The organism is Paenibacillus marchantiophytorum, assembly GCF_014640555.1.
GTDB lineage: Bacteria > Bacillota > Bacilli > Paenibacillales > NBRC-103111 > Paenibacillus_E > Paenibacillus_E marchantiophytorum.
Genome location: NZ_BMHE01000005.1, coordinates 52101 through 69703, shown reverse-complemented (window position 1 = coordinate 69703; position 17603 = coordinate 52101). Strand labels below are relative to the sequence as shown.

The 17603-nt window shown below is 47.0% G+C and carries 11 protein-coding genes; all 11 read left to right on the top strand.

Going from position 1 to position 17603, the window contains the following annotated elements; translation table 11 throughout:
- Positions 1-4 precede the first annotated feature (4 nt).
- The 11 genes from IEY34_RS07125 to IEY34_RS07075 all read left to right on the top strand — a co-directional run bounded on the left by IEY34_RS07125 (position 5) and on the right by IEY34_RS07075 (position 17390).
- Positions 5-1552, top strand: a complete 1548-nt coding sequence (locus tag IEY34_RS07125; protein ID WP_189009712.1) for a 2-isopropylmalate synthase — start codon at positions 5-7, stop codon at positions 1550-1552.
- A gap of 74 nt (positions 1553-1626) precedes the next feature.
- Positions 1627-2823, top strand: a complete 1197-nt coding sequence (locus IEY34_RS07120) for an aminotransferase-like domain-containing protein (protein WP_189009709.1) — start codon at positions 1627-1629, stop codon at positions 2821-2823.
- Positions 2824-3359: 536 nt separating this feature from the next.
- Entirely contained in the window at positions 3360-4439 is a 1080-nt protein-coding gene (gene leuB, locus IEY34_RS07115; protein ID WP_189009706.1) for a 3-isopropylmalate dehydrogenase, read from the top strand.
- 516 nt (positions 4440-4955) lie between these two features.
- Positions 4956-6554 carry a response regulator gene (locus IEY34_RS07110; protein WP_229757505.1) on the top strand — a complete coding sequence of 533 codons (1599 nt, stop codon included), beginning with the start codon at positions 4956-4958 and terminating at the stop codon, positions 6552-6554.
- A gap of 2 nt (positions 6555-6556) precedes the next feature.
- Positions 6557-8353 carry a cache domain-containing sensor histidine kinase gene (locus IEY34_RS07105; RefSeq protein ID WP_189009704.1) on the top strand — a complete coding sequence of 599 codons (1797 nt, stop codon included), beginning with the start codon at positions 6557-6559 and terminating at the stop codon, positions 8351-8353.
- Positions 8343-9332: a substrate-binding domain-containing protein gene (locus tag IEY34_RS07100; protein ID WP_189009701.1), complete on the top strand. Its 990-nt coding sequence runs from the start codon at positions 8343-8345 to the stop codon at positions 9330-9332. The genes IEY34_RS07105 and IEY34_RS07100 overlap by 11 nt, the downstream gene beginning before the upstream one ends.
- Before the next feature lie 25 nt (positions 9333-9357).
- Complete coding sequence (locus tag IEY34_RS07095) at positions 9358-10632, top strand: extracellular solute-binding protein (protein ID WP_189009698.1); 1275 nt, start codon at positions 9358-9360, stop codon at positions 10630-10632.
- 184 nt (positions 10633-10816) lie between these two features.
- The gene (locus IEY34_RS07090) at positions 10817-12190 is read left to right on the top strand and encodes an ABC transporter substrate-binding protein (RefSeq protein WP_189009695.1); all 1374 of its coding nucleotides are present in this window, start codon (positions 10817-10819) and stop codon (positions 12188-12190) included.
- Positions 12191-12298: 108 nt separating this feature from the next.
- The gene (locus tag IEY34_RS07085; protein WP_189010125.1) at positions 12299-13222 is read left to right on the top strand and encodes a carbohydrate ABC transporter permease; all 924 of its coding nucleotides are present in this window, start codon (positions 12299-12301) and stop codon (positions 13220-13222) included.
- Between the two features lie 13 nt (positions 13223-13235).
- Positions 13236-14084, top strand: coding sequence for a carbohydrate ABC transporter permease (locus IEY34_RS07080; RefSeq protein ID WP_189009692.1), 849 nt, complete (start codon positions 13236-13238; stop codon positions 14082-14084).
- 30 nt (positions 14085-14114) lie between these two features.
- Positions 14115-17390, top strand: coding sequence for a family 20 glycosylhydrolase (locus IEY34_RS07075; RefSeq protein WP_189009689.1), 3276 nt, complete (start codon positions 14115-14117; stop codon positions 17388-17390).
- Positions 17391-17603: the final 213 nt, after the last annotated feature.

The window sequence follows — 17603 nt, the reverse complement described above, 5'->3', positions numbered from 1 at the left end:
ATGGGTGCGCAAAATCTACATCTTTGATACAACGCTCAGAGACGGAGAGCAATCGCCAGGTGTGAACCTGAATATGCAGGAGAAGGTCGAAATCGCGCTGCAGCTCGAGAAGCTGGGCGTTGATCGTATGGAAGCGGGCTTCCCGGCGGCATCGCCTGGTGACTTGGCCGGTGTGAATGCCGTAGCCAGAGCTATCAAGAACGCTTCTGTCATCGGTTTGTCCCGTTCGAAGGAGAATGATATCGAGGCTGTTCGCGAAGCGCTGAAGGGCGCTGTGGACCCTTGTATTCATCTATTCCTGGCGACATCGCCGATTCACCGCCAGCATAAGCTGCGGATGGAGAAGCACCAAGTGCTGGAAGCCGCGGAAGCTGCCATCAAATATGCGAAGAAATATTTCAGCAAAATTGAGTTTTCCCTTGAGGATGCAGGTCGTACAGAACTTGATTTCATCGTTGAAGTAACGGCGATGGCTGTGAAGGCCGGAGCATCCGTTGTCAATATTCCGGATACCGTCGGCTTTATGACGCCTTATGATTACGGGAACATCTTCAAAGTCGTCAAGGAGCAAGTGCCTGGCGTCGAGAAGATTCAGCTCAGCGCGCACTGCCATGACGATCTCGGCATGGCTACAGCCAACGCGTTGGCAGCGGTTCTGAATGGTGCCGATCAAATCGAAGGCACCATCAACGGTATCGGCGAGCGCGCAGGCAACACCTCGATCGAGGAAGTTGTCATGGCGCTCGAAACGCGCCAAGATTTCTACCAAGCGAAAACCTCGCTTGTGTTGAAAGAGATTTACCGCACCAGCCGTTTGGTCAGCAAGCTGACCGGTATGGTGGTGCCAGGCAACAAGGCGATCGTCGGCGCTAACGCGTTCGCGCATGAGTCCGGCATCCATCAGGATGGGATGCTCAAAGAGAAAACGACCTACGAGATTATTTCCCCAGAGACCATCGGTGTCAAGGAAAGCAAGCTCGTGATGGGCAAACACTCAGGACGCCACGCGTTCCGTGAGAAGTTGATCGACCTCGGCTACGAGCTCGGAGACGAGCAAGTGAACGCGGCCTTCGCCAAGTTCAAAGATTTGGCGGATCGCAAGAAGCAAGTCGAAGACGAGGACATTCGCGCGTTGATCGAAGAGAAGCTGATCGAGACGCCGGAAGTATTCGCACTAGGTACGCTTCAAGTGGCGTATGGCAATCAAATGACGCCAACGGCAACCGTTCACGTTCGCTTGGAAGATGGCAGTGAAGTCGCAGAAAGCGCAGTCGGCAACGGCTCGGTAGATGCGATTTACAATGCGATTGACAAAGCTACGAAGGAAGAGGTGGAGCTGGACGACTACTCCATCAAATCCGTTTCCCACGGGAAAGATGCGCTCGGCGAAGTTCACGTTGTTTTGAAACAAAACGATGTGTCCGTTCAAGGACGCGGCATCTCGACAGATATCCTCGAAGCGAGCGCCAAAGCTTATTTGGACGCTGTGAACAGGCTGATCGAGAAACGCAAAACACCAACCAGCAATAGAAGCAACGTTACGTTGATATAATCAACAGGATAAGCACCTCGCCTCCATGCAAGAGGAGGGGTGCTTTCTACAAATGTGAAAGGATGCGTCCACATATGAAATATCGATTTTCGAAATCGTTGGAAGGCTTCTCATCCTCAGCGGTCAGAGAAATTCTCAAGCTGACACAAGGCAGTTCGATTATTTCTTTTGCCGGCGGATTGCCTGCTGAAGAGTTTTTCCCATTGGATGCCGTTAGCGATGCGTTCAAACGCGTCATTGAGGGTGGCAAATCGGCGCTGCAATATGGCTTGACCGAAGGTTACAAACCGCTGCGTGAATCCTTGTGCAAGCGGATGGCAGCCAAAAATATGCACGTGACGCCGGATGAAATGCTGCTTACAACAGGTTCGCAGCAAGCCATTGATTTGCTTACTCGCGTATATATTGATGAAGGCGATATCATTTTGGTCGAAAGACCGACTTATTTGGCTGCAATTCAAGTATTTCAGGCCAAAGGGGCTAAGATTTATTCGGTAGACAGCGACAATGATGGGATGATTCTCGAAGATCTCGCGGCAAAAATTGCTGAACATAACCCCAAACTGGTCTATGTCATTCCGACGTTCTCCAACCCGGCTGGCCGTGCCTGGAGTCTGGAACGCCGTCAAGGCTTGCTGGATATTTGCCGCGGCGCGGATGTGCTGATTCTGGAAGATGATCCCTACGGCGAAATTCAGTTTGATGAAACGCAAAACTATCCAACGATTTTCTCGCTAGGCGGCAAAGCTGAAGGCGGGAATGTCGTTTATACGAGCACTTTCTCCAAAACGGTGGCGCCTGCCTTCCGCTCAGGATGGGTGATTGGGGACGAGAACATCATTCGCCAAATTGCCCGCTTTAAGCAATCGGCTGATCTTCACTCGAGCACGATCGATCAGCAGACGCTGTACCATTTGCTTGAGCATTTCGATCTTGACGCTCATATCTCCCTAATTCGCGAGCAGTATTATGATCGGATGAAATTCATGAGCGGCTTGCTGGCCGAACTGAACCTGCCTGGTCTGAAATGGGAAGAACCAAAAGGCGGCATGTTCATCTGGGTGGAACTTCCGGCAAACATGCGCGCGGAGGAGCTGCTCAAAATCGCGGTCAAAGAAGGCGTAGCCTTTGTTCCGGGTGCTACCTTCTTTGCTGAGAATCCGCAGCACAACACATTGCGCCTGAACTACACGCATACGGATCGGGAAACAACGATTCTCGGCATGCAGAAGTTAGCGAAAGCGATGGAGTCCTTTCTGCAGAATGCCTAAGCCATCCTTTCATGAGGATCCCTTCGGGAAATAAGGCAGCGGAACGTGCTTATTTCTCTGAATGCTCCTTGATATGGAGGCATAGGCAAGCTACAACGTTAGCAGGCCTATCTCACACGCCCTCCCCCTATTGTGCAAATAAGAGTCTTCAACAGCTCCTATTTGCACAAAAAGAGGGTTTTTTTCATGTATAGGAGTCCTTAAGGACTCTTATCTCCGGTGAAACACGCAGAAACTCCCTAACACGATGCAGTAAGAGTCTCAAAAAGCTCTTATTGCGCGAAAAGTGGCATTCATACACGAATAGAAGTCCTTGGAGGCTCTTATCGGGAGGAAAAGCCTAGAAGGCAAAACCAACCGTACGATCAAGATGTGAAAACAGGATAGGCTCCTGTTATATGCTTATAGGCGATACCTATAAAAGCAATAGCTTTTATATCTAATGAAGAAGGTCATCTTATGTTACAATGAGAGCATCATATGCGATAGTAGATGCGTACTAACAGTTTTACTAATTTAAGGAGTGAATAACAGTCATGGCAGATGTAAAAAAAATTGCGATCATTGCTGGAGACGGTATTGGTCCTGAAGTTGTAGCAGAAGCAGAAAAAGTATTGAAACGTACCGAAGCATTATTCGGTTATCAATTTGAAACCGAACATGCTTTGTTCGGTGGTATTGCGATCGATGAGAAAGGCACACCGCTTCCGCAAGAAACATTGGAAGTTTGCCAATCCGCAGACGCTGTTCTGCTTGGAGCTGTTGGTGGTCCGAAATGGGACAACAACTCCAAAGAACTTCGTCCGGAAACAGGCCTTCTCGGCATTCGCAAAGCGCTTGGCTTGTTCTCCAACATTCGTCCGGCTTTCATTTTCGATTGCTTGAAAGAAGCGTCCACGTTGAAACCAGAAGTGCTGGAAGGCACTGACTTGATCGTTGTGCGTGAGTTGACAGGCGGGATCTACTTCGGTGAGAAATTCCGTCGTGAGACAGCTAATGGTCAAGAAGCGGTTGATACTTGTGCATATAATGTAACCGAAATTGAGCGTATCGCGCGTCAAGCGTTCGAAATTGCTCAAACGCGTCGTAAGAAGCTTGCTTCCGTAGATAAAGCGAACGTTCTGGAAACTTCCCGCCTATGGCGCGAAACGGTTAACCGGATTGCGGTTGACTATCCGGATGTTGAACTTGAGCACGTCCTTGTAGACAACTGTGCGATGCAATTGCTGCGTCGTCCGTCCAGCTTCGATGTTATCGTAACGGAAAACATGTTTGGCGACATCCTGAGCGACGAAGCTGCAATGTTGACAGGTTCCATCGGAATGTTGGCTTCCGCTTCGCTTGGCGAAGGCAGTTTCGGCTTGTACGAGCCGGTACATGGCTCTGCGCCTGATATTGCTGGTCAAGGCATCTCCAACCCAATTGCAACAATCTTGTCGGTCGCTTTGATGTTCCGTTTGACATTCGGTTACCATGAAGCAGCGGATTCCATTGAGCGCGCAGTGAAAGAAGTTCTGGATGCGGGTCACCGTACAGGCGATATCGCTGTTGATAAGAGCACGGCTATCGGTACATTGGCAATGGGCCAATTGATCGTTGACGCTATGCGTAAATAGTAAAAATATGCTTGCTTGCCGAGGCATCTGATGCTTCGGAGAGCGAGCTTTTTTTTGTGGAAGTTTGATTGATACATCGCCGCTTGGCCGCCCATAGCTTTGTATAACAACTTACTGCTAATAATGACATGTATTGTTATATATTACCTCGAGTCACGCGGTCGCAAACAAGATTTAATGCAGAAAATGGCTGCCTTAGCGGTGGTCTAATTCAAACATCTGCTTAATCCCCCTGCCATTCCAATCCGGCGGGGGGATTATTTGTGTGCAGCCGCTTGAATAATAATTCCATTTTTTATCAATAATGCAAATAAAACCATTCAATTTGGCTCTATCCGATACAAGCAAAGGCTTGTATAATGATGATGACATCATGCGAATAAAGCCTATTGCAATCTATAAAAGGGTTTTGATGTGTTATTACTTTGTATCCTTGTCTGTGGCAGGATTCCTGACACTAATCGAAACTCATTTTAAGCAAAGAATGGGGTGAACATCATATATAGAATCATAATCGTGGACGATGAAATTGAGGTAAGAGAAGGAATCAAAGAGAGTATCGAGTGGGAACGGCACGGTTTTGAATGCATCGGAGACTATAGGAATGGCAAAGAAGCTTTGGAAGCGATTGCAGAGTTCAGGCCGGATTTGGTTTTGTCGGATATTTGTATGCCGTTTATGGACGGGATCGAGCTAACCAGGCAAATTCAATTGAAATATCCGTATATCAAGGTGATTATTCTTACCGGCCATGATGAGTTTGACTACGCCCAGCAAGCGCTGCGTTTGAAAGTTCACGATTTTGTCGTCAAACCGATTACGGCAAATGAAATTCGCAGTCTGCTGGATAGAGTGAAAGCAGAAATGGACAAGGAAGCAGAAAGCCGCGAAAACCTCTCCCATCTGAAAATGCAGCTGCATCAAAGCCTGCCTTTGTTGAGAGAACGGTTTTTGGAGCAGCTGATGAGCGGCACCCTGAGTGAAAGAAAGATTATGGAGCGGTTTCACTATTTCGGGCTTCCGTTAATCGAACCGCCTTATCTTGTTGTCGCCATTGACATTGATAACCTAGACGAAGTCAAGAAGGAAAGATGGCAGAATGATCCGGAGCTATTCCGATCTGCTGCCTACAATATTGTGCAAGAAGTAGTAGAAAGTAAAGAAGCCATTGTTTTCCGCACGAGGGAAGAGAGAATGGTCGTTCTCTTCTATGGAGATTCAGGAAACGAACTCGATGAAGCGGCGCTCAACTTGTCTGAGGTCATGCGCTTCTGCATGGAGAAATATTTGAAATGTACGGTTACGGTTGGCGTCGGCACGATGTGCAGAGCACTGCATGAGCTCCCGCTTTCTTACAAAGGGGCGATCTCGGCGCTGGATTACAGGTTCATGCTCGGCAACAACAGGGTCATCTCAATTCAGGATATGGAGGGCGGCAACAAACCTGCCCAGCAACTGGATATGGAATGGAACCGAAAGTTCTCTACCGTGATCAAGACGGGAACGTTCGGGGAAACGCAAGCGTTGATCGAACAATTAATCAGTTGTCTTAAAGCTTCTTTAATGCCGATGGGCGGCTGTTATTTACAAGTTCAATCGATCATTATTTCCATAATGAACACGATTCATGAGTTCGAAGGCAATCACAGCAACCATTTCAAAGGATATGACATCGCTCAAAAAGAGATCAATCAGTTCAAAACGTTGGAGGAAATTGAAGAGTGGCTCAAAACGATTTGTAAAGAAGCGATTTTATTTGTGGCAGAGCAGCGAAGCGATCAAACGAAAATGCAGGTTCTGAGTGTGATCGATTACATCGAAAAGCATTATGTGAACGAGAACCTTTCCGTCGATGAACTTTGCCGCCATGTCCATATGAGCAAAAGCTACTTCAGTTCTGTGTTTAAGCAGAATAAGGAACAAACGATTATGGAGTACGTAACGCGCGTGCGGATCGATAAAGCCAAAGATTTGCTAAATCAGACGTCTTTGAAATCCTATGAAGTGGCGTTAAAAGTTGGCTACAGCGATCCTCAATATTTCAGTGTGTTATTTAAAAAGCATACGGGAACGACACCTACGGAATACCGAGATAAGTTGTTGAAGGAGAAATAAAGATGAGAAAAGGACGGAATGTCGGATCATTTCTATTCAAATTCAGAAGCATTCAATCCAGTATTTCTGTCGTCTTCTCGTGTCTGATCCTGTTTCTAATCGTGATCACAAGCTACATCTCTTATCGTTTGTCCGCTGACGCGGTAGAACTGAATTCCAAACATTATATCTCTGAAATCGTCAAACAAGTGAACATCAATCTTCAATCCTACATCACCAATATGGAAGACATTTCTCTACTCGCATCCACGAACAAGGACGTGAAATATTATATTACGGGTACGAGCTTTATTAGCGATGAAGAGCGCAGGCCGTATGAGAAACGTATATCCGATTTATTTCAATCTATTTTGATTACCCGCAAAGATATTGCCTCGATTATGGTATTTGGCTACAACAACCGATTTGTCTCAGACCGTAGAATTACAAGCCTGAACTTGAACGCCAACTTCGAGGAACAGCCTTGGTACAAAAACGCGAAGGCGGAGGGAGGAAGATCCGTCATCTCTGCTCCGCACGTCCAGAACATGATTCAAAACGAGTACCGGTGGGTTGTTTCACTAAGCCGTGAGCTGAAAAGCGCAGACGGCATTACGGGGGATGGTATTTTCCTCGTTGATCTAAATCTGAGTGTTATTAACCAAATTTGCAATCAGATCAACCTCGGCAAAAGAGGCTATGTGTTCATCGTCGATAAGGATGGCAGCATCGTGTATCATCCGCAGCAGAAGCTGATCAACAGCAAGCTGAAAACGGAGATGATCGATCAGGTCAAACAATCCGGCAGCGGCAGCTTCACGACAGGTGAAGGCAACAAAAAAAGGATGTATACGATCCAAGAGACGCATTTCGGCTGGAAAATCGTCGGGGTCGCCTATGCCAATGAACTCATTGCCAACCAGTATCAAATTAATGTTTCGTATTTCCTATGGACCATATTAGCTTTAGTCATCGCGTTATGCCTCTCATTTATTCTTTCCCGTCACCTTTCTCAACCGATCAAACTGCTGCAAAGAAATATGAAACAAGTGGAAAAAGGAGATTTCACAATTCGTTCTGAATTTCAAAGCAAGAATGAAATCGGGCAATTAAGCCACACGTTCACGATTATGGTTGGCCGCATTCGAGATTTGATGAATCAAATTATTCAAAATGAAGAAAGCAAACGCAAGAGCGAGATGAAGCTGCTGGAAGCGCAAATCAATCCTCATTTTTTGTATAACACGCTGGATTCCATCATCTGGATGGCGGAGCGTAAAAAGCATGATGAGGTTGTGCTGATGACGTCCTCTCTGGCCAAGCTGTTTCGCGCCATTATTCATAAAAATGATGAAACCGTTCCTGTTCGGGTAGAGATCGAGCATATTACCAACTATCTCCAGATCCAAGCGATGCGATATAAGGATAAGCTTGATTTCCGGATCGACGTAGATACTGGGATTCTGGACGTGCATATTCCCAAAATTATTTTGCAGCCCATTGTCGAGAATGCGATTTATCATGGGATCAAAAATAGTCTGGAGCCTGGACAGGTAACCATAACAGGGACAGAAGTTGGGGATACGATTGTCTTTGTTGTCGCTGATAATGGCGTCGGCATGGAGCCGGAGCAGATGGAGCAAATCTTGAAGTCGAGAGATGGCGTTGTCAAGGGAATTGGCGTCAGCAATGTGAATGAACGTATCCAACTATTCGGAAGTGAGTTCGGTCTTTCCTATAAGAGCGAAAAGTGGGTAGGCACGGAAGTCAGGATTGTTCTCCCTAAATGCCTCCAGAAAGGAGCCGATCATGCACCTTAAAAAGCCGGTTATCTGGGCCGTGCTGCTCGTGATTACGCTTGGTTTCGTCGCGGTTATCGGCATGGAGATGCTGCGGATCACGAATCCCAAGAAGCTGGAGATCGCAATTGTGTTAAAAACGAACAATATTCGCTCGGACTATTGGCAAATGGTTCGCTCAGGCGCAGAAGAGGCTGCCAAGGAGTACGCAGTAAATCTCGACATCATGGGGCCGTTATCCGAAAGCGATACGGCTGCGCAAATTCGCAGCGTGGATGAAGCGCTGGCGAAGAAACCGGACGCGATCATTCTCGCTGCAGGTGACTACGATGCCCTATCATCCGCCGCCGAGAAAATAACCAAATCCGGCACGAAGCTTATCTTGATCGATTCACCGGTTCGCTCTCATCCGGAGGCAAGCCTGATTATGACTGACAATACCGAAGCGGGGAGACAAGCCGGTCTGATTTTGACGGAAGGACAGAATGACTCCTTATTTCGCGTAATGACGCTTAGCAGCGGCAAGGAATCGCTCACAGAGAAAGAACGTCAGGACGGATGCCAAGAAGCGTTTGCCGCTTTTCCCGGCGTTGCCTATGCAGGGAATTTCGAGCTTGAAGGAACGGAGGATGCGGTTTATGAACAGGTCAAAAATCTGTTGGCTATGTATCCAGACATCCAAGGGCTTGCCGCTTTGAATGAAACGGCTACCTTAGGAGCTGCGAGGGCTGTTAAAGAAATGAAACGCGGAAACCGCACCAAGATTGTCGGCTTCGACAGTTCCATTTATCAAATTAAGCTTTTGGAAGAAGGTATTTTAAAGGCTGAAATCGTAAAAAAACCATTCAATCTCGGCTATGTAGCTGTTGAAACGGCAGTTCAAGCTTCCTCGGGTATCAAAGTGGACCCCAAGATCAATATTGAATCCCGTGCCATCACCAGGGGAAATATGTATACGCAAGAAAATCAGGAGCTTCTCTTCCCAATGGTAGAAAAGTAGTCATTTGACTAGAGGGGGTCAAACCATGAGCCAATTCGATCAAAGAAAAAGGGGTTTGTTGATCATACTATTGCAGCTTACGGCTGTGTTGTTCACGGGATGTATTCGGGAGAACGGCCTTGGACCGGCTTCCGCCAATCCCGAAGCGAAAGCATCGATTACCTTCGTAGCCGCAGAGTATAGCTCGTCTACCAAGCCCTATTTTGAGAAACTGGTGAAAGATTTCGAGACGAAGTACCCGAGCATCACGGTTGAACTGCAGGTCATAAACTGGGACATTCTGGACAGCGCCTACAATACCATGATTAGTCGCAACGAGCCTCCGGATTTGCTGCTTACGAACATTTATGCGCATTTTGCCAAGGACGGGCTGCTCAACAGTATGGATGATATCATGTCCAAAGAGTTGAAGGACGATATTTACCCTTACTTGATGGAGAGCAGCAAAATGAAGGGCACGCAATACACGGTTCCTTATGTCGCTACGATCCGGCAATTGTACTATAACAAAGATATTTTCAATGAAGTTGGGATTACACAGCCACCGAAAGATTGGAAATCCTTAGAGGAAGACGCGCGCAAAATCAAGGAAACCAAACAAGTTGACGGCTTTGGGGTCGATTTGACGGATAACGAAATTTGGGCTTATCTCTCCTATTTCTTTTACGGAGCTGGCGGAGGCTGGATGAAAAATGGCGAGTGGGCGATCAATTCTCCTGAGAATGTGGAAGGCATCACGTTTCTGAAAGATTTGTATGAAAAAGGGCTAACGGATTCGGAGCCGACCGTGACGACGCGCGACGAGAAACAGCGCATCCTTGGCAACGGCAAGCTGGGCATGCTGATCTCCGGCAATTATTTTGAGACGGTCGTTCCGCAGGAGTACCCGGGACTCAAATGGGGGAAAGGGCCGATCCCGGTTAAAGAGGGTCAGACACCTTTGGTACTAGGCGTACAGGACGTTCTGATGTCGTTCAAAACCGATCATACGAATAAGGAGGCTTTATCCAAATTCCTCGATTTCATGTATGAAGATGCGCGTTACGAAGAGTTTGTCCTCCGGGAAGGGTTTCTTCCAACCATTCGAACGGTAGGCAGCAAACTCGCGAAGGATGATCCGTCTATGAAGCAAAATTTGGACGCGATTAAAACCGCAAAGTTTTACCCTATTCAGGATCCAGCTTGGTCAGCAGTTCTTAATGCAACCAGAAATATGGGACAAACTGTGCTGCTCGGTCAGACAAGTCCGAAACAGGCGCTGGATCGGCTGCAGCAAATTGCTTTGAACAAAAGTCATTGAGTTGTGCATGAGAACAAGTCTAGGAAATGATTCCTGGCTTGTTTTGTGTTTTTATACAATACGCGCCAAAAGACAATACTTTTTTAACTATTTACAGTTTTTTTATCAATGGTTGCGAACCGTGAAAATCACTATGATGAAGGTGTAAGAGAGGATCAACATAACGCTGGGGAGGTCATTTCGAATGAGAACATCCAAAAAAGTAGTGGCATGGGGTATGGTACTGTCGACAGTTATGTTAACACTGAGTGGTTGCGGAAGCAATAATGGGAGTACGACGCCTCCGACAACGAAGCCTGTTGAAAGCGCTAAAGCAACGGAGAGCGCAAAGGCTGGGGGAACGAAGCTAGCCGGAGATTTCGAAATCCAATATTTTGTTGGTGGATACGGGGATATGTGGTGGAAACAAGCGATTGCTGATTTCCAAAAGCAGAATCCTGATCTCAAAATTAAAGAGTCCGCCGGAGCAAAAATTAATGATCAAATGAAACCTCGCTGGCTGCAAGGCAATCCGCCTGATTTTGTATACATTGACGGAGCCGGCTCCAACACAAGGCAAATGGTTACGGATGACCAATTGATGGATATTACGGACTGGCTAAAAGATGCAAAGAATATTGACGGCAAAAAAATTCTCGATCTGCTGATCGCTCCGCCTGAGGAGTACAAGCCAGGCAAAGCATATGCCGTTCCGTTAGTTTTCGGATCCTGGGGCACGTTCTACGATAAAGCGTTATTCAAAAGCAAAGGGTGGGAAGCGCCTGTAGATTTCCAAAGCTTCATGGCTTTAGGGGAGAAAATTAAAGCGGATGGCAAGATGAGCGATTACATCCATACAGGGGTTTATCCATACTACATCAATGGAGCCTTGCTCGATCCGACCATCATTGCGATGAACAACTATGATACTTCCATTTCCAAGAAAATTAATACACTCGAGAAAGGTGTTTGGAAGAGCGAGCCTGTGATGAAAGCGCTGGATAAAATTGTGCAAATAAGAGACAAGGGTCTAATCGATAAAGCGTCTCCGGCGCTGAACCACACAGATTCCCAATCCCAATGGCTGCAGCATAAAGCGGCTTTCATCCCGACCGGCATTTGGGTGGAAAGCGAGATGGCTAAGGACATTCCGGCTGGATTCGAATTCGGCTTCTTGCCTTCCATCGGACAGGACAAAGGTGGCAAGTTTGTAGCGAATCCATACACATCCACTGTGGGTATTGCCAAGAAAGCAAAAAACCCAGAGGCAGCTAAAGCGTTTATGCAATTTATTTTCACTGAAAAACAAAGCAAACTATGGGCGGAGCTTTCCAAAGCCCCTTCGAACATTAAGGCTGATCTTGAAGGAACGAATGCGCCGGCTCTGACGAAAGAAGCAGCTAAATTCTATAACTCGCCGAATACGGTTGTCGCGCCTGAAATCGTCATTCCAGAGGAGCTTGTCACGGCGAGAAACAACGCGACGATCGCGCTTACCAAAGGCGAAATTACACCGCAGCAGTGGGCGGATCGCATGGAAGAAGCGACGGACAAAATTCGCGCTAAAGAAAAGAAATAATTCCGTTAATGTGATGAACGATAGCGAGGGAATCAAGATTCCCTTGCTATCGTTCAGACATTTAGATTGGGGGAAATCATGAAAGAGAGACAGACAGACACAGCCACCATGAACGAACGGAATAAGAGTGTGAGAACCGGCACTGCAAAGATGAAGCGGAACCTATTCATTCTTTCCTTTATCCTGCCAACATTGCTTTTGTATCTAGTTTTTACCGTTTATCCCCTGTTTAAAGGTATTTATCTTAGTTTGTTTGATTGGTCGGGCGGATCTGAAACGTATAACTTTATCGGTCTTGGCAATTTCAAGGACCTGCTGCATGACGATATTATTCTAAAAACAATTCGCAACGACTACATTCTGGTTATCGGCAAAGTCATTGGTTTTATGCTCTTATCGATGTTCCTTGCATTGGCGTTAACCCGTTTCAATATGAAAGGTTCAAGTTTTTATCGGATCATTTTCTTTCTGCCTAATGTGCTTTCCGTTGTCGTGGTCGGAGTGCTCTGGCGCTATGTGTATAATCCGAACCTCGGATTTTTGAATTCTTTCATCTCTTTATTTACTGAGAAAAAGTTCGATTTCGCTTGGTTGGGCGACAAATGGTCGATCTTCGCGCTCTTGCCGCCTGCGATTTGGGCGGGTGTAGGGTTCACAATCATCTTGCTAGTTGCCGGGATTCTAAGCATCCCCTCGTCGTTATACGAATCGGCGGATATTGACGGCGCGTCACAGTGGCATCAATTTTGGCAGATTACCCTTCCCTTGTCGTGGGAGCAGATCCAGACTTCGGTTCTCTGGATTGTCATGACAACACTCAATGGATCATTCGTTATCGTCACGATCATGACCTTTGAAGGCGGAGTGGATAATGCGACACAGGTCATGGGCTCCTATCTGTATTTGAATGCCTTCAAGTTCGGCCAATTCAGCTATGCGTCTGCGATTGGCGTTCTCATTCTGGTGCTTTCTTTGATCACGACAGCAACGCTGCAAAGGCTGATGAAGAAAGAAACCATTGAATTAACGTAGAGGGGTAATGAGTATGAGTCAAGCAACGCTTCATCCCGTATTTCGTTTATTTTTCAAAGTGTGCCTTATCGCCTGGTCTGTATGTATTCTTTATCCGCTGATCTGGACAGTTCTAAGTTCACTAAAGGATAATCAGCAGTTTTTTCTAGGCAAGCCGTGGGATCTGCCCAAGCTTCCCTTGCTCTGGTCCAATTTTACGTTTGTGTGGGAAAAGTATCATTTCGGCTCCAACTTTGCGAACTCACTCGTTGTGACCGTGGTCAGCACGGCTGCCGCAGTGCTTTTATCGGCTACGACAGCCTATGTCATTGCAAGGTTTACATTCAGAGGAAATGGCTTGCTGTATTATTCGTACCTTTCTTACATGATGATTCCCACATTCCTGGGCATTATTCCTTTATTTTTTCTGCTGAATGATCTGCATCTTACGAACAATTTGTTTGGCTTAACCTTGGTTTACACGGTAACGGCAGTGCCGTTCGCTGTGTTCGTATTAGTCAGCTTTTTCAAAACTTTGCCTGGTGAATTGGAAGAAGCAGCTTCAATAGACGGGGCTTCCCACTATGGCATCTTCTTTCGGGTGATGCTTCCTCTGGCCAAGCCGGGATTAATTTCCGTCGCTATTATTACTGTGCTCAATACATGGAATGAATATGTTTTTGCGCTAGTTCTGATTAGCGACCCTACGAAATATACGATACCGGTTGCCATTGCGGTTATGCAGGGGGAAATGCAGTACAGGACAGAATGGGGACCACTATTCGCTGCGCTGATCATTTCGATGGGTCCGCCGATCTTATTTTACATCATTTTTCAAAAGCAAATTACAGGAGGCATTACGGCAGGAGCATTAAAAGGGTAACAAGAAAAGGATGAAACGGAGGAATTCAACATGAGATATTCTTTTATAAAAAGAAAATCAGTTATGGCGCTAATGGCAATTTCCTTAATCGCTTCTCTGTTTCAACTGCCATCCGTAACCTATGCGGCGAACGCAGCTCCGAATGTGGTTCCCAGCTTACGGGAATGGACGGGCGGAGCAGGCGCTTTTCAGTTAAAAGACACATCACGAATTGTTATCGATTCTTCTTACAGTGCTGAGCTTGCGGAAACGGCTGCGGACTTCAAAGAAGATGTCTCATTGGTTGCCGGCAAAGCAATTACCGTCGTTCAGGCCAATGCAGCGAATGCAGGCGATATTTTCTTGACACTGAATAGCGATGACACGAGCATCGGCAATGAAGGCTATGTGCTGGAAGCGGCAGAGGCGCTATCGATCAAAGGGCATTCGACCGCAGGCGTATTTTACGGTACTCGGACTGTGCTGCAAATTTTGCAGCAGGACCCTTCACACTCCTTTGTGCCTAAAGGAACTGCCAAGGATTACCCGCAATTTGCTCAGCGCGGGGTGATGCTGGATGTCGGCCGCAGATTTTATTCGATGGACTATCTCGAAGATACGATCAAACGGCTGGCGTGGAATAAACTAAATACGTTTCAAATTCATTTCAGCGAGTGGAACGGGTTTCGCTTGCAAAGCGACACCTATCCGGGACTTACTTCAACCAAATCGTACAGCAAAGCGGATATCGTACAATTGAACGAAATCGCCGATCGCTATCATGTGATGATCATCCCTGAATTGGAAATGCCAGGCCACTCGGCGATCCTAAATAAATACAATTCGGCGATGAAATTCAGTTGTTCATCCATGGATAAAGACACAACAGGATGGGATATCCCACAGTTTACAGTTGATTACACAAAAACCGAAACACGTGACTTTATTAAAGGCTTGCTTGATGAATTTGTTCCCTTGTTTAAAGGACCCTACTTCCATATCGGCTCCGATGAAATTCAGGGAGAATCGAATATGAACGCTTGTCCGGAGCTTGTGGCTTATAAAAACAGCAAAGGCTTGCCAAAGGTCGGAGACAGCTTTATCGAGTTCATTAATGAAATGAGCCAGCATGTCAAACAGCTTGGAAAAACGCCGATGAACTGGAATGGATTCGAAGACTATCATCCAAGCATTGCTCTAAATAAGGATAATGTCATTACCGTTTGGAGCGATGAAGACAGTTCATCCAAGCAGCCGATTGCATTTGCCAACGAAGGATATAAAGTATATGCTGCCCCGGGAGACGTGCTTTATGTAACGCCAGGAAAATCTCTTGTGCCGGACACAACCTACCTGTATGAGAGCTGGAATCCCGCCGTGCATGCGAATATTATAGGCTACTTCATGCCGATCTGGTCGGATTACTGGGATCAAGTGAAGACCCCCGATGGCAGAATCGGATATGAAAGCGGAAGCTCGTTTAAAGGCAATGAAGTTGGCGATGGAGAATACGTAATTCCCGAATCCAACTTCGAAAATGCCGCCAGGAAACCTCGCCAAGCGATGTCGGAAAGATTGTGGGGAGGCCCTCGCTCCGCTAGCGCTTCGGATTTCTTTAACCGAGTGAGTTTAATCGGAGACGAGCCGTCAGTTAGCAACCCTGCACCTGCCGATCCGCTAGGGCTAACGGTTATCAAAAATAGCGAGCAAGGAACAGACTTCAATCGCGTTCATTACTCCACAATCGGCACAAGCGGAAGCAACGGCTGGGTCGTTTCGGGGGATAGTTACACAAATTTGACCAACGCTTACTTCGATATTAAATTTGTTGGCACACAAGTCAAGCTGGTTGGCGGGAAAGCTCCGGGACACGGTATTGCGGCCGTATCTCTGGATGGCGGCGCCGAGGTGGATGCGGATCTATATGCATCATCTCGCCAAAATACGACGGCTTGGTATACATCGCCTGTCTTGCCGTATGGCGAGCATACCATCAAGGCCAGAGTAACGGGAAGAAAAAACAGTTCTGCCAGCGGCTCTTTTCTTTCTCTGGAACGCGTTGAAGTCTTGAACCGCACGGTTGTTGAGAACACGGTAACCGGGACGGACAATCATCAATTTAATTACACGGGAACATGGAATGTTGGAGCAGAGAGCACCAGTGCTGCAACGAATGATGCTTATGAGATGAAGTTTACAGGCAAGCAAATCATTCTGATTGGTACCAAAGCGCCAGGAGCAGGAATTGCAGGCATTACGATTGACGGCGGGGCCGAGAAGATGATTGATATGTACGCTTCTACTTCTCAAAGTGGCGCCAACTTGTTCGTTTCCCCGATTCTAAGTTCTGGTGCGCATACGATTAAGGTCAGAGTTACGGGAACTAAAAATAGCCAAGCGACAGGTACGGCTATTTCCGTTGACAGAGCGGAAATCGTGCTTGCTGAGCAAGTGAACGTCACCGGCGTACAGGTGGATAAGGACGCGCTTCAACTAAGAGTCGGAGCAACGAGCGAGATTGAAGCTGTGGTTTCGCCGATCAATGCAACGAACAAGAACGTTACGTGGACAAGCAGCGATGAGAGCGTAGCAACGGTTGCAGACAGTGGCAACGGCAAAGCTGTCGTAACGGCGCTCAAAGCGGGCAGCGCAACGATTAAGGCTGCAACGGCAGAAGGCAACTTTACGAGTGTGAGCCAAGTTACTGTAGACAATAATGCACCGGCAGCACCTGGCACCTCGCTTAGCGCTGCGGCAAGTACAGTTCAAGCAGGTGGTCAACTGACAGTTCGCTTAGGAGTCAGTAACGTGACTTATAACGTGTATGGACAGGACTTTAAACTGAACTATGATCCGAGCCTGTTGGAATTTGTCTCAGCGACGTCTGTGAAAGACGGCGTCAGCATCGTCCAAACCAAGGATCAGGCAGGTACGCTCCGTCTGATCTTGGCAAGCGAAGGTGCGGCTCATCCGGTTACGGGTACGGCCGATATGGCGCAGATTGTTTTCAAGGCAAAGAACGTGCAGCAAGCAGCAACGGGGTCAATCACAGTTGCGGCTGCTATTCTTGCCGATGCACAAGGCATTGAAACGAGCGCGACCGCTTCGTCGATCAGCGTTCAAGTGACACCGGTACCGGTCGGCGTTCCGGGCGATCTCAATCACGACAATAAAGTCAGCATCGGCGATCTTGGATTCGCTGCAGCTAACTATGGCAAAACTTCCTCCAGTCCAGACTGGGATCAAGTGAAATCCGCGGACTTGAACAATGATAAGATCATAGACATTCTTGATCTTGCGGCTATTGCCAAGAAATTTGTTCAGTAGGTAAAGGTAGGATATGGAGTGAGTATAGAGAGACTTTCTCAAAGCTCACTCCAATTTCAATAAATGAGGAGGGATGTTTGGAAATATTTTTTTGTTGACAAAGATACGTTTCGTATCTATTGAGCCAAACTTACAGCCAGCGACTACATCATTGACATTAAGGATTTTGTGGAAATACTCCTCTAACTTCCAATTTCATTGAAAAGGCGGTAA

Excerpts from the sequence above, each read along its gene's own strand:
- IEY34_RS07120 (WP_189009709.1), top strand. The coding sequence starts at position 1,627 with ATGAAATATCGATTTTCGAAATCGTTGGAAGGCTTCTCATCCTCAGCG.
- leuB (WP_189009706.1), top strand. The coding sequence starts at position 3,360 with ATGGCAGATGTAAAAAAAATTGCGATCATTGCTGGAGACGGTATTGGT.
- IEY34_RS07105 (WP_189009704.1), top strand. The coding sequence starts at position 6,557 with ATGAGAAAAGGACGGAATGTCGGATCATTTCTATTCAAATTCAGAAGC.
- IEY34_RS07100 (WP_189009701.1), top strand. The coding sequence starts at position 8,343 with ATGCACCTTAAAAAGCCGGTTATCTGGGCCGTGCTGCTCGTGATTACG.
- IEY34_RS07095 (WP_189009698.1), top strand. The coding sequence starts at position 9,358 with ATGAGCCAATTCGATCAAAGAAAAAGGGGTTTGTTGATCATACTATTG.
- IEY34_RS07090 (WP_189009695.1), top strand. The coding sequence starts at position 10,817 with ATGAGAACATCCAAAAAAGTAGTGGCATGGGGTATGGTACTGTCGACA.
- IEY34_RS07085 (WP_189010125.1), top strand. The coding sequence starts at position 12,299 with ATGAACGAACGGAATAAGAGTGTGAGAACCGGCACTGCAAAGATGAAG.
- IEY34_RS07080 (WP_189009692.1), top strand. The coding sequence starts at position 13,236 with ATGAGTCAAGCAACGCTTCATCCCGTATTTCGTTTATTTTTCAAAGTG.
- IEY34_RS07075 (WP_189009689.1), top strand. The coding sequence starts at position 14,115 with ATGAGATATTCTTTTATAAAAAGAAAATCAGTTATGGCGCTAATGGCA.